This window comes from Litoreibacter ponti, from assembly GCF_003054285.1.
GTDB lineage: Bacteria > Pseudomonadota > Alphaproteobacteria > Rhodobacterales > Rhodobacteraceae > Litoreibacter > Litoreibacter ponti.
This window is the reverse complement of record NZ_QBKS01000001.1, coordinates 1,298,948-1,317,655: the sequence shown is the minus strand read 5'-3', so window position 1 is coordinate 1,317,655 and position 18,708 is coordinate 1,298,948. Positions and strand designations below refer to the sequence as shown.

General features: G+C 63.3%; 19 protein-coding genes and 1 tRNA gene. 9 read left to right on the top strand and 11 right to left on the bottom strand.

The window, feature by feature from the left end; all coding sequences use genetic code 11:
* Positions 1–3 precede the first annotated feature (3 nt).
* The gene (locus C8N43_RS19575) at positions 4–156 is read left to right on the top strand and encodes a hypothetical protein (protein WP_158269930.1); all 153 of its coding nucleotides are present in this window, start codon (positions 4–6) and stop codon (positions 154–156) included.
* Here the strand turns inward: C8N43_RS19575 and C8N43_RS06605 are convergent.
* Entirely contained in the window at positions 153–347 is a 195-nt protein-coding gene (locus tag C8N43_RS06605) for a DUF6324 family protein (RefSeq protein ID WP_107844844.1), read from the bottom strand. The genes C8N43_RS19575 and C8N43_RS06605 overlap by 4 nt on opposite strands.
* Positions 348–416: 69 nt before the next feature.
* Between C8N43_RS06605 and C8N43_RS06600 the strand changes: the two genes are divergently transcribed.
* Entirely contained in the window at positions 417–902 is a 486-nt protein-coding gene (locus C8N43_RS06600) for a GNAT family N-acetyltransferase (RefSeq protein WP_107844843.1), read from the top strand.
* Positions 903–967: 65 nt separating this feature from the next.
* Positions 968–1,044: transfer RNA gene (locus C8N43_RS06595), tRNA-His, on the top strand.
* Between the two features lie 9 nt (positions 1,045–1,053).
* On the opposite strand, the gene C8N43_RS06590 is transcribed toward C8N43_RS06595, so the two are convergent.
* On the bottom strand, positions 1,054–1,365 hold the full coding sequence (locus C8N43_RS06590; protein ID WP_107844842.1) for a DUF6476 family protein: 312 nt from the start codon (positions 1,363–1,365) through the stop codon (positions 1,054–1,056).
* On the opposite strand from C8N43_RS06590, the gene C8N43_RS06585 reads away from it, so the two are divergent.
* The 4 genes from C8N43_RS06585 (at position 1,364) to C8N43_RS06570 (ending at position 5,593) form a co-directional block, all read left to right on the top strand.
* Positions 1,364–2,386, top strand: coding sequence for an RluA family pseudouridine synthase (locus C8N43_RS06585; protein ID WP_107844841.1), 1,023 nt, complete (start codon positions 1,364–1,366; stop codon positions 2,384–2,386). The genes C8N43_RS06590 and C8N43_RS06585 overlap by 2 nt on opposite strands.
* Positions 2,387–2,569: 183 nt before the next feature.
* Positions 2,570–3,466 (top strand): RNA polymerase sigma factor RpoH, encoded by an 897-nt coding sequence (gene rpoH / locus C8N43_RS06580; RefSeq protein WP_107844840.1) that lies wholly within the window; start codon positions 2,570–2,572, stop codon positions 3,464–3,466.
* Between the two features lie 90 nt (positions 3,467–3,556).
* Complete coding sequence (locus C8N43_RS06575; RefSeq protein ID WP_107844839.1) at positions 3,557–4,552, top strand: ankyrin repeat domain-containing protein; 996 nt, start codon at positions 3,557–3,559, stop codon at positions 4,550–4,552.
* 75 nt (positions 4,553–4,627) lie between these two features.
* Entirely contained in the window at positions 4,628–5,593 is a 966-nt protein-coding gene (locus tag C8N43_RS06570) for a Gfo/Idh/MocA family protein (protein ID WP_107844838.1), read from the top strand.
* A gap of 66 nt (positions 5,594–5,659) precedes the next feature.
* On the opposite strand, the gene C8N43_RS06565 is transcribed toward C8N43_RS06570, so the two are convergent.
* The gene (locus C8N43_RS06565; protein ID WP_107846267.1) at positions 5,660–6,013 is read right to left on the bottom strand and encodes an MmcQ/YjbR family DNA-binding protein; all 354 of its coding nucleotides are present in this window, start codon (positions 6,011–6,013) and stop codon (positions 5,660–5,662) included.
* A gap of 109 nt (positions 6,014–6,122) precedes the next feature.
* Here C8N43_RS06565 and C8N43_RS06560 point away from each other — a divergent pair, with 109 nt between their 5' ends.
* Positions 6,123–6,644, top strand: a complete 522-nt coding sequence (locus C8N43_RS06560) for a flavodoxin domain-containing protein (RefSeq protein WP_107844837.1) — start codon at positions 6,123–6,125, stop codon at positions 6,642–6,644.
* A gap of 69 nt (positions 6,645–6,713) precedes the next feature.
* Here C8N43_RS06560 and C8N43_RS06555 read toward each other — a convergent pair whose 3' ends face one another.
* The 4 genes from C8N43_RS06555 to C8N43_RS06540 all read right to left on the bottom strand — a co-directional run bounded on the left by C8N43_RS06555 (position 6,714) and on the right by C8N43_RS06540 (position 13,332).
* Positions 6,714–7,109, bottom strand: a complete 396-nt coding sequence (locus C8N43_RS06555) for a RidA family protein (protein ID WP_107844836.1) — start codon at positions 7,107–7,109, stop codon at positions 6,714–6,716.
* A gap of 81 nt (positions 7,110–7,190) precedes the next feature.
* Complete coding sequence (locus C8N43_RS06550; RefSeq protein ID WP_107846266.1) at positions 7,191–9,014, bottom strand: M3 family oligoendopeptidase; 1,824 nt, start codon at positions 9,012–9,014, stop codon at positions 7,191–7,193.
* A gap of 91 nt (positions 9,015–9,105) precedes the next feature.
* Positions 9,106–9,891 (bottom strand): metallophosphoesterase, encoded by a 786-nt coding sequence (locus tag C8N43_RS06545; RefSeq protein ID WP_107844835.1) that lies wholly within the window; start codon positions 9,889–9,891, stop codon positions 9,106–9,108.
* A 3-nt stretch (positions 9,892–9,894) separates the two neighbouring features.
* Complete coding sequence (locus C8N43_RS06540) at positions 9,895–13,332, bottom strand: pyruvate carboxylase (RefSeq protein WP_107844834.1); 3,438 nt, start codon at positions 13,330–13,332, stop codon at positions 9,895–9,897.
* A gap of 199 nt (positions 13,333–13,531) precedes the next feature.
* On the opposite strand from C8N43_RS06540, the gene C8N43_RS06535 reads away from it, so the two are divergent.
* The gene (locus tag C8N43_RS06535) at positions 13,532–14,008 is read left to right on the top strand and encodes a plastocyanin/azurin family copper-binding protein (protein ID WP_107844833.1); all 477 of its coding nucleotides are present in this window, start codon (positions 13,532–13,534) and stop codon (positions 14,006–14,008) included.
* Between the two features lie 54 nt (positions 14,009–14,062).
* On the opposite strand, the gene C8N43_RS06530 is transcribed toward C8N43_RS06535, so the two are convergent.
* The 4 genes from C8N43_RS06530 to C8N43_RS06515 are packed head-to-tail and all read right to left on the bottom strand — an operon-like array spanning position 14,063 to position 18,653.
* Positions 14,063–15,196, bottom strand: coding sequence for an alpha-hydroxy acid oxidase (locus C8N43_RS06530; protein ID WP_107844832.1), 1,134 nt, complete (start codon positions 15,194–15,196; stop codon positions 14,063–14,065).
* A gap of 8 nt (positions 15,197–15,204) precedes the next feature.
* Positions 15,205–16,002, bottom strand: coding sequence for an alpha/beta hydrolase (locus C8N43_RS06525; protein ID WP_107844831.1), 798 nt, complete (start codon positions 16,000–16,002; stop codon positions 15,205–15,207).
* Entirely contained in the window at positions 16,002–17,381 is a 1,380-nt protein-coding gene (locus C8N43_RS06520; RefSeq protein WP_107844830.1) for a helix-turn-helix domain-containing protein, read from the bottom strand. Before C8N43_RS06520 ends, C8N43_RS06525 begins: the two co-directional genes overlap by 1 nt.
* Positions 17,382–17,438: 57 nt before the next feature.
* Positions 17,439–18,653 carry a multidrug effflux MFS transporter gene (locus C8N43_RS06515; RefSeq protein ID WP_107844829.1) on the bottom strand — a complete coding sequence of 405 codons (1,215 nt, stop codon included), beginning with the start codon at positions 18,651–18,653 and terminating at the stop codon, positions 17,439–17,441.
* Between the last annotated feature and the right edge of the window lie 55 nt (positions 18,654–18,708).

Here is an 18,708-nt window from a genome sequence, read left to right as displayed (position 1 = left end):
CCCGTGCCGAAAACCGATTGCTACGTCGTGACACCGTTGAAGGGGCTGCTGACCCGCGTTCTGCGATCAGAGCTGTCGGGCACCCGGGTGGAGGCCGCGCCGGAAGACATTATTCGCCGTGTCGGCACCTACAATCGTGGCGTTTGCGCAGGCTAGCGCTTCTTCGACATGCCTCGCGCGGCCACGGCGGCTGCGCGGATTTCCTCGGCGATTTCTTCGGCTTCCTCGGGGTCGAAATCGAACGGCAGCTCGACACCGTCGGCCTCGACATAGAGACGCACCATGCCCTCTGTGGTGGGGCCGATCTGCAGATTGCCTGCGACGTCGCTTTCGCTGTTGATGCCCATCGGGGCCTCCTTGCCTTGGATGCGCCTTGAGGTATCCTTGAAGCTGCGGTGAGGCAAGGGGGCAGGGCGATGCAAAACGAGTTGAACTTGCGCGATCTCGCGATTGGGGATGCCGGTTGGATCGCGTCGCGCCACGGCACGCTTTACGCAGAGCATGAAGGGTTCGACGCCAGTTTCGAGGCTTTGGTGATGCGCATCCTGGCCGATTTCATCGAAAATCGCGACCCTGTCACCGACCGGGCCTTCATCGCGGAGGTCGGCGGTGCGCGGGTCGGATCGGTCTTTTGCGTGCGCGATGATCCGGCGACGGCGCGCTTGCGGATGTTCTTCCTGGAACCGGAATGTCGCGGCAAAGGGTATGCGGCACCGATGCTGGAGGCGGTGATTGATCATGCCCGGGCGACGGGGGCGGAAAGACTGGTGCTTTGGACCCACAAAAGCCACCGCGCGGCGTGCGCGCTTTATGCCCGCCGGGGCTTTCGGGTCACGGAGGAACGCGCGACGCGATCCTTCGGCCAAGACGTGGTCGAACAGTCCATGGAGCTTGCGCTTTAGGCCGCAAAATCTGCGCCCATTGGTCTTGCATTCGCGCGGGCGCATAGGTAAATCACCCGACACGTGCCGCCTTAGCTCAGTTGGTTAGAGCGCTTGATTGTGGATCAAGAGGTCCCTGGTTCGAGACCAGGAGGTGGTACCACCCCCCATTTCATTCGCGGATGATACGGTGCTCTTGCATCAGCTCGGATGTAGTCTGGTCGAAGACGAGGATGCGGTCATCGTCAGTTACCACCAGATACCAGTCCGGACCATAGGTCACCGCCATCGGTGTGGTGCCATCGGGCAGGGTGATATTGCCGGGCAGGGACGGGGCTGGACCCGCGTCATTGACCCGGATGACAACCAGCGCGATCAGCACTACAAGGCCCACAATCATCGTGGCGGTCAGGGTCGTGACCAGCCGTCGCAGGAACTTCAGGTTGGCGGGCTCGTCCAACTGCACTTCGGGATCGCTGTCCATGTCGCCTCATATCATCGCGGTCGAGATCACCGACGCCCCGCCCGCGCGCCTTGATAAGGCATTGGCCCTGTTCGCGCCAGTGGAGGCCAAACTGTCCCGCTCGCGCCTTGTCAAACTGATCGAGCAAGGCGCGGTGTCGCTTGACGGCGCGGTCGTGACCGAGCCCAAAACCAAGGCGCAACTGGGCCAGGTCTGGCATGTAGAGATCGGCGAAGCGGTGGATTACGACACGCTGCCGCAAGACATCCCGCTGGACGTGGTATTCGAGGACGCGCATCTGATCGTGGTCAACAAGCCCGCGGGCATGGTGGTGCACCCGGCGCCCGGCTCGCCGTCGGGCACCTTGGTCAACGCGCTGCTGCATCACTGCGCCGACAGCCTGTCAGGGATCGGCGGTGAGAAGCGGCCGGGCATCGTGCACCGCATCGACAAAGACACGTCCGGGCTTCTTGTGGTCGCCAAGACTGATGCGGCCCATCAGGGACTGGCCAAGCAGTTCGAGAAACACACCGTCGAGCGACGTTATCAGGCGCTGGCTTACGGGGTGCCGGATGCGGCGGACCCGCGGCTTTCAGGGATGCCCGGGGTCGCGTTTGAAAGTGCGAATATTCTGCGCATCAATGCCAACCTCGCGCGGCATAAAACCGACCGGCAGCGGCAGGCGGTGGTCAAACATGGCGGGCGGCATGCGATCACGCGGGCGCGTGTGATGGAGCGCTATGGTACGCCTGCGGTGATCTCGATGCTGGAGTGCTGGCTGGAGACCGGGCGCACGCATCAGATCCGGGTGCATCTGGCCCATGTGGGCCACTCCCTGATCGGCGATCCGACCTATGGCGGACGGCGGAAATTGGCCAAAAATGCCCTGTCAGAGGCGGCACAGCAGGCGATTGCCGACTTCCCCCGACAGGCGCTCCATGCCGCTACATTGGGGTTTGAGCATCCCGAGACACACGAAATGTTGCGATTTCAGGCGGATTTGCCGCCTGATTTTCAGGCTTTGATCACGAAAATCGGCTGATCTGGTGACTTTTATGTGAATACCCGTAACATCACTCTTAAAAGCCGCGCTCGGAACCCCTACCTTTAACTCAAAGTTAAGATGCACACGGTATGTGCGCACTTGGCATATTGATGCAGGGGCAACCTGTGCGTAAATTCACAACTCGCAATCGCCAAACCTGAACCAAGGGGGGCACTGAACATGGCTAATTATACATCTTTGCCGGCACCAAGCCCGGAGCAAGGCCTGAACCGCTACATGCAGGAAATTCGCAAGTTTCCGATGCTGGAGCCGGAAGAGGAATACATGCTCGCCAAGCGTTGGGCCGAAGATGGTGACACCGAGGCGGCTCACAAGATGGTCACCTCGCATCTGCGTCTCGCAGCCAAGATCGCCATGGGCTATCGCGGCTACGGGCTTCCCACAGCCGAAGTAATTTCCGAGGCGAATGTGGGCCTGATGCAGGCCGTCAAGAAATTCGACCCCGAGAAAGGCTTTCGCCTCGCGACCTACGCGATGTGGTGGATCCGCGCCTCGATCCAGGAATACGTGTTGCGCTCGTGGTCCATGGTGAAGCTTGGCACCACCTCGGCGCAGAAGAAGCTGTTCTTCAACCTGCGCAAGGCCAAGAACCGCATCGGTGCGTTGGAAGAGGGCGATCTGCGTCCCGAAAACGTGGCCCGCATCGCGGCCGATCTGAACGTGACCGAGGAAGAGGTCATCTCGATGAACCGCCGAATGTCGGGCGGTGACGCGTCGCTGAATGCCGTGGTTTCTGCCGATGGCGAGGGCGCAACCCAGTGGCAGGATTGGTTGGAAGATGAGGATGCCGACCAGGCATCGGATTACGAGGCCAAGGACGAGCTGGAAAGCCGCCGTGAGCTGCTGTCGGAGGCGATGGAGGTCTTGAACGACCGCGAGAAGGACATCCTGATGCAGCGCCGTCTGCAGGACAAGCCAGTGACGCTGGAAGAGCTGTCGGGTCAGTATGACGTCTCGCGCGAGCGTATCCGCCAGATCGAGGTGCGCGCGTTCGAGAAGCTGCAAGAGCGGATGCGGGCGCTGGCTGCCGAGAAGGGCATGCTCGAAAGCGCCTAATTTTCGCCAAAGTGAAATGCCAAACAAGGGCCGTGCAATCGCGCGGCCCTCTGTTTTGTGGCGGCGCGGATAAATGACCGGGTGGCCTCGATGATGTTTTCGCGCGCAGCACCAACCGTGCTGTTCACCGCTTTATGCCTCGCTGTTGCGGGCACATACGTCACCGGCGGTGGCGGTGATCTGACCCGCCCGGGCCAGATGAGCGCGGCCGAGATCGACGCGCTCGACAGCTATTACGCCGAAATGCAGATGGCACTGCAGGCGGGCGATGACGCGCGGTTCGAGGCGCTGATCAACAGCCAGATCGAAATCATGCAGGACGACGGGCGCCCCCAGCTCAACGATCCGGACATCCTGCCCGCGCCCTATCAGGAATTGCGCCGCATCGTGATGAGCGGCACCCCGGTCGATCTGGCCGAAATTCTTGATCGAAATCCCGGCCTCGCATTGAACACACCCTTGGGCCGCTACGGCACAGTGCCGCTTGTTTGGGCCACGAGTAACCACGACCACATGCCCGAGATGATCGAGCTGTTGCTGATCGATGGGGCAGACCCGCGCTTCGTCACTGCGACCGGCCAGACGGTGCTGCATGCGATGGGCTCGCCGTTCCATTTCTACTACGACGAAGGCGATGTGGGGCGTGCAATTGATCTTCTGCCCGCTGAATTGATCGCCCAGCCGCGCCACTCTGGCGAGACGCCACTTCATGTCGCCGTGGCCAACACCGCCACCGCGCAGGCGGTTGCGTTTCTGGAACGCGGGGCCGATGCCACCGCGCCCTATCCCAAGCGGGCTGACCGCCCGGACCTGTCTGAACAACCTCTGCTGATCCTTGCCTTGGGCCAGCCCGATCTGGTTGAGGCGCTGCTGTTTGCCGGCGCGGACCCAGACGTGCGCCATGCATCCGGCAAGCGGCTGATTGACATGTCCGCAGCCCTGCTGCGCAGCGCCGAAGAGGGCTTGCAGGATCGCCTTGCCGCCAGCGCCGCCGAAGAGCATGACCGCACCTACGTCGCCGACATGAAGCGCAGCCATGACATGATCCGCGCGGCGCTCGATGCGCGCCTCGCACGGGGCAACTGAGAGCCACAAGGCCCCGCTGGCGCGGCGCGCGGCACTCCGCTAGGCTGCCCGAAGTTTCGAGGGGGGAGGGCTGCCATGGCACCGGTGAACTGGGGAATTCTGGGCGCTGCGAAATTCGCGCGCGAGCATATGGGCCCGGCGATCCATGCCGCGTCCGGTGCGCGTCTGGCGGCGCTGGCCACGGGCTCTGACGACAAGTTTGCGGCCTTCTCGAAACGGTTTCCCGACCTCCGGAGACATACCAACTATGACGCACTGCTAGCGGATCCCGGCATCGACGCGGTCTATATTCCGCTGCCCAATGCAATGCATGTTGAATGGGGCCTGAAGGCGCTCGACGCGGGCAAGCACGTCTTGATCGAGAAACCGGTGGCGATGAAGGCAGGTGAGATCGATGCGCTGATCGCGGCGCGCGACGCCTCCGGCCTGATGGCGACCGAGGCTTACATGATTGTGCATCACCCGCAATGGCGGCGTACGCGCATGCTTCTCGCGGACGGGGCCATCGGGGCACTGCGCCAGGTCCACTGCGCCTTTTCCTTCGACAACCGCGACCCGGAAAATATCCGCAACAGACCCGAGGTCGGTGGCGGCGCGCTGCCGGATATCGGGGTCTACGCGCTTGGGTCCGCGCGGTTCGCGACGGGGCTGGAGCTGAGCGATCTGCGCGCCGAGATCGAGTGGGAGGGCGGTGTCGATACGACCGCCAGCGTGCAGGGACGGCTGGGTGAGGCGGGCTATAGCGGCTACGTCTCGACGCGCATGCATCTCTACCAAGAGGTCCGGTTCCACGGGGAGGGCGGAGTGATCCGGCTGACGGCCCCGTTCAATCCGAATGTCTATGATGCCGCGCGGATCGAGCTGCATCGGGCAGGGGAGGTGAGCATCGAACGCTTCCCCGCCGCCAATCACTACGTCAACCAGGTGGAGGCCTTCTCGGCCCATCTGCGGGACGGGGCGGACTACCCATGGTCGCTGGAGGATGCGCAGGGCACGCAAGCCACGATTGATGCGGTGTATGCATCCGGTGCTCAGACTTAACGGCCGCGTTAGTGCGAGACCGCTGCCGCGGGGCGGCAAAGCGTGTTCGAACACGCTTTCACCCGCTCAAAGTCCAAGCTCGGCGCGCAGCCTCTTTGTGAGTTTGTCTGTGACCATCTGGTAGGATGCCTCGATATGGCGCTCGAGCTCGTCATCGCTCAGGCCCGGCGCGGCGTAATGCTGGATCCATTTCATCCCGCGTGATGCCAGATAGGGCGCAGGTCGCAGCCCCGGCATATCCGGAAAAATCTCGAAAGCCATGTCCGACACCTTGAAGGTAAACGCAGGCACGTCGTCGGCCCAGCCGCAGATGGCAAAGACCTTGCCGCCCACCTTCCACACGTCGGAATTGCCCCACTGCACCGCGTGGGTGGTTGCCTTCAGGCCCTTGCAAAAAGCATTGTATTCGTCGCGGGTCATCCGGGCAGCATAGCAGTCAGACGCCGCCGCGAACGGGAGCGTGACCCAGATCAAGGTTCGCATGGCGCCGGGGCGCTAGGCTGGAGGCAGGCAACAAGGGAGAGCGTCCATGAAAGTCCTGATCCTTTACGGCTCGATCGAGGGCCAAACCGCCAAGATTGCTCGCGTCGTCGCCGATGAGGTGACTGCCGCAGGTCACGAGGCGATGCTTGTGGATGCCGACACGCCCGAGGGGCTGCAGCTTGACGGGGTGGACGCCGCGATCCTCGCGGCCTCGGTGCACCAGCGCCGCCACCCTCGCCAATTCGAGGCGCTGCTGGCGGGCTACGCATCGCAGCTCAAGGATATCAAGACCTTGATCCTTTCCGTCAGCCTGTCCGCAGCCTTCCCGGAAGGCCAGGAAGAGGCCGACGACTACCTCACCGAGATGAAGATGCGCACCAATTTCGAGCCGGATGACGAGCTGCTCGTCGCGGGCGCGGTTAAGACCGCGAAGTATGACTATTTCGCCATGCAGGTCGTTCGTCACGTGCTCCTGCGCGACCGCGACGACGTCGACCCGAACCAGGGCGAGCACGAATTCACCGACTGGGAAGGCCTGTCTGCCAAGGTCCGCGACTTTCTGGCCTGATACGCCCCGGGGCCGAGTTTTTCGTGGCATGACGGCTGCCCGTCGCGACCCAATCGGCCGGGTATCACGTTAGCCCGCCAAGCGCGACGCAATAACCCGAATTTCAACAAGCGCCCCCTCCCGTCTCAGGCCTGCGACCTCGACGGCGGTCCAGGCGGGGTAGGGCTCGCAGACATGGTCGCCCCTGACCGCGTTGAACGTGTCAAAATGCGCGCGCAGGCTGACATGATAGCTCGTCATTTCGACAATGGACCCGAAAAGCAGCCCGGCCTCCGCCAGCACCGCGCCGATCTTGTCGAAGGCCTGCCGGAACTGGGGTTCCGGCTCTGCAGGCATTGTCCCGTCTGCACCGCTTCCGGTCACGCGGGTCAGAAAGACATGGTCGCCCGAGAGTACGCCGGGAGACAGCTTCAACGCGTCCGCGATGCGCTTGGAGCCCGCCGGATACAGCGCCCGCCGGGTCATTCCGGCCGCGAGAGGATGACTGAGACGGGACCGATCGCAACCGGGAAAAACCGGCACGGCACGTAAAGGCGCCGCATCCCGCTAACCCTCCATCGCCTCCAGCTCGTCGATCATGTCGGAGATCATCGACAGGCCCTTGTCCCAGAATTTCGGGTCCGACGCGTCGAGGCCGAAGGGCGCGAGAAGCTCCTTGTGGTGCTTGGAGCCGCCCGCCTTCAGCATGTCGAAATACTTGTCCTGAAAGTCGTCGCCGCCTTCCTCGTAGACCGCGTAAAGCGCGTTCACCAAGCCGTCGCCGAACGCGTAGGCGTAGACGTAGAAGGGCGAGTGCACGAAGTGCGGCACGTAGGACCAGAAGGTCTCGTAGCCCTCCATGAACTCGAACGCGGGGCCGAGGCTTTCGCCCTGCACCGACATCCACAGCTCGCCGATCTGGTCCGGGGTCAACTCCCCGCCCGCGCGTGCGGCGTGCAGCTTGCACTCGAAATCGTAAAACGCGATCTGGCGGACGACCGTGTTGATCATGTCCTCGACCTTACCCGCTAGCAGCACCTTGCGCTCGGCCTGGGTCTTGGCGCCCGCAAGCATCTTGCGGAAGGTCAGCATCTCGCCGAAGACGCTCGCGGTCTCGGCCAGGGTCAGTGGCGTCGAGGACAGCAGCTCGCCTTGCCCCGCCGCCAGCACCTGGTGCACGCCATGGCCCAGCTCATGGGCCAGCGTCATAACATCGCGCGGTTTGCCGAGGTAGTTGAGCATCACATACGGGTGCACATCGGCCACCGTGGGGTGGGCGAAGGCGCCGGGGGCCTTGCCGGGCTTCACGCCTGCGTCAATCCAGCCGCGCTTGAAGAACGGCTCCGCGATGCCGGCCATCTCTGGCGCGAAGTCGTGATAGGCCTCCATCACGGTGGCCTCGGCCTCCTCCCAGTCCACGAGCCGGGTGTCTTCCATGGGCAGCGGCGCATTGCGGTCCCAGACCTGCATCTTGTCGAGGCCCAGCCATTTGCGCTTCAGCTCATAGTAGCGGTGCGACAGCTTCGGGTAGGCGGCGACAACCGCATTGCGCAGCGCCTCGACCACCTCGGGCTCGACATGGTTGGCCAAGTGGCGGCCGGTTTGCGGCGTGGGCATGCCGCGCCAGCGGTCGCCGATCTCTTTCTCCTTAGCGAGCGTGTTGTGCACGCGGGAGAAGAGTTTGACGTTGTCGCCAAAGACGCGGGCCAGTTCGCGGGCGGCGGCCTCGCGCTTTGCGCGATCCTGCTCGGTCAGAAGGTTCAGCGTGCCTTCGATGCCAAGCTCATCGCCGTCCACTTCGAATTGCAGCCCTGCGATGGTCTCGTCGAACAGCCGGTTCCACGCGGCCGCGCCGACGGTGGATTGGTCGTGCAGGAACTTCTCCAACTCATCGCTCAGCTGGTAGGGGCGCATGGCACGCAGCCGCTCGAAGATCGGCTTGTAGCGGGCAAGGTCCGCGTCGGCCTCGAACAGCGCGTCGAGCTGGTCGTCAGGGATGCGGTTCAGCTCGAGCGTGAAGAAGACCAGCGGTGTGGTGAAGGCGGTGATCTTGTCCTGCGCATTGGCCATAAATTGCGCGCGTTCGGCGTCGGTGGTGTTCTGGTAGTAGCGCAGGCCCGCATAGGACATGATCCGGCCCGAGATCAGGTCGATTTTCTCGTAGCGCAGCACGCAATCGAGCATCCCCTTGGCGTCCAGCTCGCCCAGCTTGCCCTCGTAATCCTTGGCGAACTCTGCGCAGGCAGCCTCCAGCCAATCCATGTCGCGCTTGAACTCTTTGGCCTCCGGCGCGGTGTAGAGATCGCTCAGATCCCATTCCGGCAAATCGCCCAAGGCCCCGCCATCGTGATGGTCAAACAGAGGTTGTTTCGGGCCGAGCGAGAAGGGCATGCGCATGGGGGAGAGGTCCTTTCAGGGTTGCTTGCATCGCAACCTAAGTCCCGCAACCGGGCGCAACAAGGCGCAAGACATGATAATTCGCCTAGGCCGAGTGCCCGTCCACAGTTGCCTCGGCTTTGAGCCCGATATCGACACTGTGCACGACCACCCCGTCGGGCCCGGTCAGCACGATTCCGTACGCGCCGGGCTCGTCCACTGAATGGCTGCTGCCGGGCGCGCCCAGCATCATCGGCATCTGGTGACAGGGGCTTTTGAACACCGCGAAGGGCAGCCCATGGGCCACGCCAGAAATCGTGCGATGCACATGGCCGCAGAGAAGCTGCACGACCTTGCCGCTGTCACGGATGATTTGGATCAGCGCGTCTTCGTTGCGCAGCCGGATGCGGTCCATCCCGTTGAACCCGGTCTTGAAGCAGGGGTGATGTAGCGCCAGGATCACGGGCAGGTCGCTTTCCCCCAGCCGCGCCTGCAGCCAATTGAGCCGCGCGTCGCACAGAACCCCCGAATGCAGCGGCTCAGCCTCTTCGTCGAGGGTGTCGAGGCAGATCAGTCTGTGGGTGCCAAGGTCGACGACTTCCTGCACGAAGCCCGCGCCGCCAAAGACCGCGTGAAAGCCGTTTCGCACGTCATGATTGCCCAGCATCAGGGTCATCGGCCCGGTCACGCGGCCCAATATCCGCTCCAGCTCGCGGTATTGCTCCACTCGTCCGTGATGGGTCAAATCACCCAGGATCACCAAGTGATCCGCATCACCCTGATGGGCCATGGCATGGTCAAGAACCCCGGCCAGCCTGGCAGAGGGATCAAGGTCGATGATCTCTCCCCCCGGCTCCACGATATGGGGATCAGTCACAACCAGAAGTTTCAAGACTCACTCCAGCTCGACCAGAAGGTCCTTGGCATCAATCTGGCCGCCCGGCGTCACATGCACGGCCTTGATCACCGCGTCACGCTCGGCGTGGATGCCGGTCTCCATCTTCATCGCCTCGATGGTCAGCAGCAGATCGCCTTCCTTGACCTCCGCGCCGACGCGGGCCGCCACGGTCGCCACGACGCCCGGCATCGGCGCGCCGATATGGTTGGGGTTGCCAACCTCCGCCTTGGGCATCCGCGCCGCTGCCGCGTTCGCCTTGCGGTTGGGCACACGGATCACGCGGGGCTGGCCGTTGAGCTCGAAGAACACCTTCGCCTCGCCCAGCTCGTTGGTCTCGCCCATCGCCTGACAGCGGATTTCAAGCGTCTTGCCCGGGTCGATCTCGGCGCTGATTTCCTCGCCCGGCTCCATGCCGTAGAAGAACGTCCGCGTGGGCAGAGTGCGCACGGGGCCGTAGGTCTCGTGGCGGGCGGCGTAGTCGGTGAAGACCTTAGGATACATCAGGTAGCCGTTGAGATCCTCGTTATCGATCTCCTGCCCGTCAAGCTTGGCGGAGACTTCGGCCCGCACGGCTTCCAGATCGACCGGCTCCAGCTCTTCGCCGGGGCGCTTGGTCGACGGCTTCTCGCCTTTCAGGATCTTCTTCTGGATCGCCTTGGGCCAGCCGCCCGGGGGCTGGCCGAGCGAGCCGCGCATCATGTCCACGACGCTGTCGGGGAAGGCTACGTCGGTCTTCGGGTCCTCGACCTCGGCCCGCGTCAGGCCTTGGCTGACCATCATCAGCGCCATGTCGCCCACCACTTTGGAGGACGGCGTGACCTTCACGATATCGCCAAACATCTGGTTCACATCGGCATAGGTCTGGGCGACCTCGTGCCAGCGCTCTTCCAAGCCAACGGAGCGGGCCTGCGCCTTGAGATTGGTGAACTGCCCGCCGGGCATCTCGTGCAAATAGACCTCGGAGGCCGGGGCCTGCATGCCGCTTTCAAACGCCGCGTATTGCCCGCGCACGGCTTCCCAATAGTCGCTGATCTGCCGCACGGTCTTGATGTCGAGCCCGGTGTCACGTTCGGTGTTGGCCAGCGCCTCGACAATCGTGCCGAGCGTGGCCTGAGACGTGTTACCTGACAGCGCGTCCATGGCGCAGTCGACCGCATCGACCCCTGCCTCGGAGGCCGCAAGGATCGTGGCACACGCGATGCCTGCCGTGTCATGGGTGTGGAAGTGGATTGGCAGGCCGACCTCTTCTTTCAGCGCCTTGACGAGGATCGTGGCCGAGGCGGGTTTAAGCAGACCCGCCATGTCTTTCAGCCCCAGCACATGGGCGCCTGCATCCTTCAGCTGCTTGCCCATATCGACGTAGTATTTCAGGTCATATTTGCTGCGCTCGGGGTTCAGCAGGTCGCCAGTGTAGCAGATCGAGCCTTCGCAGACCTTGCCGCTCTCAACCACGGCATCCATCGCGACGCGCATGTTTTCGACCCAGTTGAGGCTGTCGAAGACGCGGAAGACATCGACGCCGGTCTCTGCCGCCTGACGCACGAATTCCTGCACGACATTGTCGGGGTAATTGGTGTAGCCCACGCCGTTGGAGGCGCGCAGCAGCATCTGGGTCATCAGGTTCGGCATGGCCGCGCGCAGGTCGCGCAGGCGCTGCCAAGGGCATTCCTGCAGGAAACGGTAGGCCACGTCGAACGTGGCCCCGCCCCAGCATTCCATCGAGAACAGGCCGGGCATGTTCGCCGCATAGGTCGGCGCCACGCGGATCATGTCGATCGAGCGCATCCGGGTCGCCAGCAGTGACTGGTGCCCGTCGCGCATCGTGGTGTCGGTGATCAGCAGCTGCTTCTGCTCGCTCATCCAGTCCGCCACGGCTTGCGGCCCGTGATCTTCCAGAATGTTGCGCGTGCCATAGGCGGGCTCGCCCACGGGGGCGGGGGCCTTGGGGGTGCGGCGCTCGGCGGGCTCTGGCCTGCCTTCCGTCTCGGGGTGGCCGTTCACCGTGATGTCGGCGATGTAGGTCAGGATTTTCGTCGCGCGGTCGCGGCGCGGTTTGAAATCGAACAGCTCCGGCGTCTCGTCGATGAACTTGGTGTGGTACTCGTAGTTCAGGAAGGTCGGGTGCTTCAGCAGGTTCTCGACAAAGGCGATGTTGGTGCTGACGCCCCGGATGCGGAACTCGCGCAGGGCGCGGTCCATGCGGGCAATCGCGGCCTCTGGCGTGGGGGCCCAGGCGGTGACTTTTTCCAGCAGCGAGTCGTAGTAGCGCGTGATCACCGCGCCGGAATAGGCCGTGCCGCCATCAAGGCGGATGCCCATGCCAGTCGCTCCGCGATAGGCGGTGATGCGGCCATAATCGGGGATAAAATTGTTTTGCGGGTCCTCGGTCGTCACCCGGCACTGCAGCGCGTGGCCGTCGAGCTTGACGTCATATTGCGACGCGCAGCCGGTGGCCTCGATCAGGCTCTTGCCCTCGGCGATCAGGATCTGCGCGCGTACGATGTCGATGCCGGTCACTTCCTCGGTGACGGTGTGTTCGACCTGCACGCGGGGGTTCACCTCGATGAAGTAAAACTCGCCCGAGGCCATATCCATCAGGAACTCGACCGTGCCTGCGCATTCGTAGTTCACATGCTCGCAGATTTTCTTGCCGAGCTGGCAGATCTTTTCGCGCTGCGTGCCGGACAGGTACGGCGCGGGGGCGCGTTCGACGACCTTCTGGTTGCGGCGCTGGACCGAGCAGTCGCGCTCGTAGAGGTGGTAGATTTGCCCGTGGCTGTCGCCGAGGATCTGGACTTCCACGTGGCGGGCCTTCTGGATCATCTTCTCCAGATAGCCTTCGCCATTGCCGAAGGCGGCTTCCGCCTCACGGCGGCCTTCGAGCACTTTCTCTTCCAGCTCGTCCTCGGACATGATCGGGCGCATCCCACGTCCGCCGCCGCCCCAGCTGGCCTTCAGCATCAGCGGGTAACCGACTTCGGCCGCCTCTTTCTTGATGGTCGCCATGTCGTCGCCCAGCACGTCCGTGGCGGGAATGACCGGCACGCCCGCCGCGATTGCCACTTGCCGGGCGGAGGCCTTGTCGCCGAGCGCGCGCATGGTCGCGGCCTTGGGGCCGATGAATTTGATGCCCGCTGCATCGCAGGCGTCGACAAATTCCGGGTTCTCGGACAGCAGGCCGTAGCCCGGGTGGATCGCGTCGGCGCCGGACATCTTGGCGACGCGGATGATCTCTTCAATGCTCAGGTAGGCTGCGACCGGGCCCAGACCCTCGCCGATCTTGTAGGCCTCGTCCGCCTTGAAGCGGTGCAGGCCCAGCTTGTCCTCCTCGGCGTAGACGGCGACGGTTTTCTTCCCCATCTCGTTGGCGGCGCGCATGACGCGGATGGCGATTTCGCCGCGGTTCGCAATGAGGATTTTCTTGAAGTCGGCCATAGCAGCGGAGCCCTTCTTTTTGCAGTTGCAGCATGAATAGGCAGAAAGTGCCGTGTCGTAAACTGGTTACAACTGGGTAGCCCGCCCGGCCCGCGTGCTGTGGGGGGGTGCGTAAACCTGTCGCGATTGGCAGAAAGCAGGAACTTTGCCCTCGGCCGACCCGTTTTCCAGGCAGATGCAAACAGCAAAGGAGTTACTTATGCGTACCCTGATTATGAGCACGGCACTGACCCTTGGCACCGCCATTGGCGCGATGGCAGAGACGATCGAAATCGAGATGCTGAACAAGAATGACGAAGGCGAGCGTATGGTCTTCAGCGAGGAGTTGATCCGTGCCGAGATCGGCGATGTGATCCGCTTTGTGCCGACCGACAAATCGCACAATGCCGCGTCGGTGAAGAACGCGGTACCGGAAGGTCAAGAACCCTTCCGCGGCAAGATCAACAAAGCCGTCGAGTATGAGGTGACCGAAGCGGGTCTGACCGCGGTCATCTGTACCCCGCACCAGGCCATGGGTATGGTCGCTTTGATCATGGTGAATGATGACGTCAGCAATGCCGAACAGATCCTTGACGCCCGCATTCCGGGCAAAGGCGGCAAGAAGATCGAAGCCTTGGTCGAAGAAGCCCGCGCAAGCGTGGTGGATGTCGAAGAAGAAGATGAACAGACCAGCTAAATCAGGTTAATTTGACGTGGAAACGGGTCCCCTCGGGGGCCCGTTTTCTTTTGCCTACCGAACCAGCCTGTCGGCCAGCATCGTCAGATCGCGCGCGCCGAGTTGGCCCATATTGGAAGCCATGTCCTTGGCAAGCATATCCGCCAGATGCGCGGGGCCTGCGTCGCCGATCGCGCCGAGCGCGTAGTGCCACGCGCGGCCCAGCATGACGAAATCCGCCCCTAGGGCGAGCGCACGCAAGATATCCAAACCACCTTCGATCCCGCTATCCATAACGAGCGGCAGCTTCGTCGCGGCGCGCACAAGGGGGAGCCGCTCGATGGTCGAGGGGCCTCCATCGAATTGGCGGCCCGCGTGGTTCGACACCCAGATAGCATCGACGCCCGCTTGCTCCAGCCACTCTGCATCCTGCGGATTGGCCACGCCTTTGACCAACAGAGGACCGTCCCATTCATCACGAAGCCTGTGCAGGTAATCCCAGTCGGGTGAGGTGCGCAGAAGGTAGCCGACATGCTCTGTCGAGGACAGCTTCACCGACTGATCAGCATAGCTGTCCATCAGCTTCATGCGCGGCATGCCGGTCTGCCGGATACCGTTCAGCCACGCCGGGCGCATCGCGGCCTGCACCGCGAGCCTGCCGGTGAGCCGCGGCGGCTGAGTCAGCCCGCCCCGGGTCTGGCGCTCCCGCCGCGAGGCGACCGGAACGTCGACCGTCAGGATCAGCGCCGTGAACCCCGCCGCCCGCGCGCGGGCCATCATGTCGGCGCGAATGTCGGGGTCGCGGGGCGGATACATCTGAAACCAGGCCTGCGCGCCGAGATGTGGGGCCACATCCTCCGGTGTTTGGGTGGCGACAGTGGACATGGAATAAGGGATGCCAAGCTGCGCTGCCGCGCGGGCCAGCGTCTTTTCCGCACCGGGCCAGATCAGCCCTGACATGCCCACGGGGGCGATGCCGAAGGGCAGCGGGTAGTCATGACCCAGAAAACGGGTGGTCAGATCGGGTGTGAATTCGCCATGCAGGATCGAGGGCTCGAACAGCACGCGGTCCAGCTCGGTCCGGTTGCGCCGGAGCGTCGCCTCCGTCCCCGTCGCGCTGTCGAGATATTCCCAGACGAAGTGCGGGATGCGTCGGCGCGCGCGGGCTTTCAGATCGCTGATCGCGGGGAACTTGGCGTGGTGGTCCATGGCGGGCCTCAGAATTGGCTCAGAAACCGGTAAAGCCTGCGCTGCGCGGCCCCGGTCCAGACGTTGATATGCCCCGCGCCCTCGACCGGGTAAAGCGTCTTGTCCTGTGAGCCTGCGGCACGAAGGATCGCCTCGCCCATCTCAAGCGGAATCAGGTCGTCCTCGATCCCATGCAGGATCAGGAGTGGCGCGCGTATCTGCGGGGCGTAGTCGATGCTGCGCCACTGGCTCAGCATCAGCCCCGTTGCGAGCGGCAGGCTGGGGTGGAGATGGGCGGCGACATCGCGCAGCGACGTGAACGGCGCCTCAAGGATGATCGCCTTGGGCCGCGTCCAGCCGTGATCCATGGCGTGGGACGCGACAAGGTGGATCGTCACGGCCGCGCCGATGCTCTCGCCGTAGATGATCGGTGCGACCGGGGTGCCGGTGAGCGCACCATCCTGCAGGACCGCGTAGAGCGCGCGGATGTCGGCCTTGATCGCGGCCTCCGTGGGCCAACCCTTGCTGCCCGAGCCACCGCGCAAGCCCGGGGCCACGATGCCGTAGCCGCGGTCCAGCAGGCGCTGGAACCGCGGGATGCGGTTGTTCAGGTGGCCCGCATTGCCGTGGATATAGAGAACCGTTGGCTTGCCCCGCCTCGGTGGCGCGGTCCAGACGATCATAGTGTCGAAGCGCGTTTCGCTCAGGCGGGGGTCGTCGGGCGCAATCAGGCGTGGATCGAGCGGGTAGACCGTCAGACGCTCCAACCCAAAATAGCCTGCGGCGAGCAGGGCAATGATCACGAGCGCACGCAGGAGAGCGCGCATTATTCAACCTTGTAGGGCAGGGTGCCGCGCTGGTTGTGATCAACGCTGAGCTTGCTTTCAAGCGGTGGAACAGAGCGCTGGTGGCAGTCCCGCCGCGGGCAGATGCGGCAGGAAATCCCAATCGGCTCATAGGCTTGCGGGGTCGCGGGCATCAGGTCATCGGCATAAACCAGCGCGCCCGCGTGGGTGATTTCGCAGCCAAGGGCGATAGCGAAGCGGCGGGTCGGGGCGGCGAAGCTTCCTCCGGGCTTGGAGACGTCACGTGCGATGGAGATATAGCGCACGCCGTCGGGCGTCTCGGCCAGTTGGCGCAGGAACCGGCCCGGCGTCTCGAAAGCGCGGTGTACATTCCAAAGCGGGCAGGGCCCACCGAAGCGCGCGAATTGCAGCCGCGTGGCGGAGTGGCGCTTGGTGATCGTGCCCGCCTGATCGACCCGTACGAAAAAGAAGGGCACACCCTTCGCGCCGGGCCGCTGCAAGGTCGACAGGCGGTGGGCGACCTGCTCGATCGAGGCGCCGAACCGGTCTGCGAGCTGCTCGAGATCATGCCGGGTCTCGGTCGCCGCCTCAAGAAAGCGCGCGTAGGGCATCAGGGCCGCGCCCGCGAAGTAATTTGCCAATCCGATCTTGGCGATATGGCGCGCGGCGTCGGTCTGGAAGCGGGCGAGGTCCAGCGTGGCCTCCAGAAGCTCGTTTTGTTCGAGAAGTGCAATCTGGTGCAGAAGTTGGAAACGCTGTGTGGATGGCGCAGCGCTGGCCGACAGGGTCAGGATATTCGCGTCCGGATCGTAAGCGCGCAGCGGCTTTTTCCCAGAGAAATGAAGCGTGAAGTCGAGGTTTCTCGCGCGCAGGACGTCCCCATCGACGCTTGCGGCGAAGCGCTCTGCCGCGCGGTCCACGGGGTCGATGTAATTGTCGCAATAGTGAAAGAAGTCCCGGACCTCTTCCCACGGCGAGGCCTGCAAGTTCGTGGCCTCTTGGCCCAAAACCTCGTCGAGGGAGGCGAGGCGCTCATGGGTCTGGCGATAGGCGCGGTGCAATTCGAGAAAGGCGCGACTGAGCGACGGCGCGTTGGAGGCGGCCAAGCGCAGATCCGCGAGCGGCGTATCGATTTCGGAGAAAACCGGGTCGGACAAGGCCTCGCGCATGTCTGCCACCATGCGCTCCGCGTCGCCGGTGGACAGCTCGGTGACGTCAAAGCCGAACTCGCTCGCCATCGCCAGAACGACCGATGTCGACACAGGGCGGTTGTTGTTTTCCATCTGGTTGAGGTAGGGCAGCGACACGCCAAGCTTTTCGGCAAAAGCCTTTTGGGTCAGGGACATGCGCGTGCGCAATTCGCGCAGTTTACTTCCCGCATAGAGTTTCCGAGGGGCCATGGTCCGCGCGCCTTTGCAAGTTTGCTAAGGTGGGTTTAGCAGCTGCAAACTTGGTGCTCAAGCGGTGGCTATGCGCGCCTCCCGACGCAGCACCAGCATGATCGAGACGAGGCTGAAAATCACGGATATCAGCATCACCCATTGCAGGGGGTAGGAGCCGTTTCCGCGCTCCAACAGCGCGCCTGCGAGAGCCGCCAGTGCAGCCCCGCCGCCGATCATGATCGCACCGCCGACGCCAGAGGCCGTACCCGCGAGGTGCGGGCGCACAGACAACAGGCCGGCAGTGGCATTGGGCAGCACCATGCCATTGCCGAGGCCCACGAAGGTGCAGAAGGCAAAGAAGGTGAAGGCCGATCCATAACCCATTGCGGTCACGATCAAAGAGGCCGCCATGCCGAACACGAGCAAGGCGCATCCGATCAGGATCATGCGGTTCACGCCGACCCGAACGGAGGCACGACCGGAGATCAGATTGCCGATGAAATAGCCGATTGCCGGGATGCCGAACAGGTAGCGCGTGGTCGTCGGTGGCAGGTCATAAACGACGGAGGCAACATAGGGTGAGCCGCCGAGAAACGCGAAGAACGCGCCAGAGGCGAACGCGGCCGACAAGGCGTAGCCCCAGAAGCGCGGAGATGTAAAAAGCTCTGGATAATCAGAGAACTGCGCGGTGAAGCTGACAGATTTTGCCGTGTTCGTTTCCCCCTGATCCGCCCAGCACAGCACAGCGAGGCCCGCGCCGAAGGCCAGGGTGAAAAGGAAGATCGCGCGCCAGCCGAACAGCTCGTCGATGAAGCCGCCAACGGTCGGCGCGAACATCGGCACCAATGACATCCCCATGGTGACGTAGCCGATGGTTGACGCGGCCTCTGCCATGGGCACGACGTCGCGCACGATGGCACGCGAAATCACCATGCCGACGGCAACAGACGCCCCGATCATGCGGAAAGTCAGAAAGGCCTCGATCGTGGTGGCGAAAAAGCAGCCGAGCGAGGCGAGCGCGAAAATCGCCAATGCGCCGAGCACGACAGGCCTGCGTCCATAGCGGTCCGACAGCGGCCCGATGATGATCTGCAACGCAGCCGTGCATGCGAGATAGAGCGAGATCGACAGTTGCATGATCGCGTAATCGGTGTCGAAGGCTTCGGTCATCACCGGCAGCGAAGGCAGAAAAATCGACATGTTCATCGCAGAAACGCCTGCCAGCAGGACGAGCGTGAAGATGTGAGGTGGGGTGGAGCGGTCGAACAGCCGCGCGGATGAATAACTCATTGCCAAAAAGCTAGGGCGGTGGTGGGGGGAAGTGAACCCATTGGTTCAGATGTTC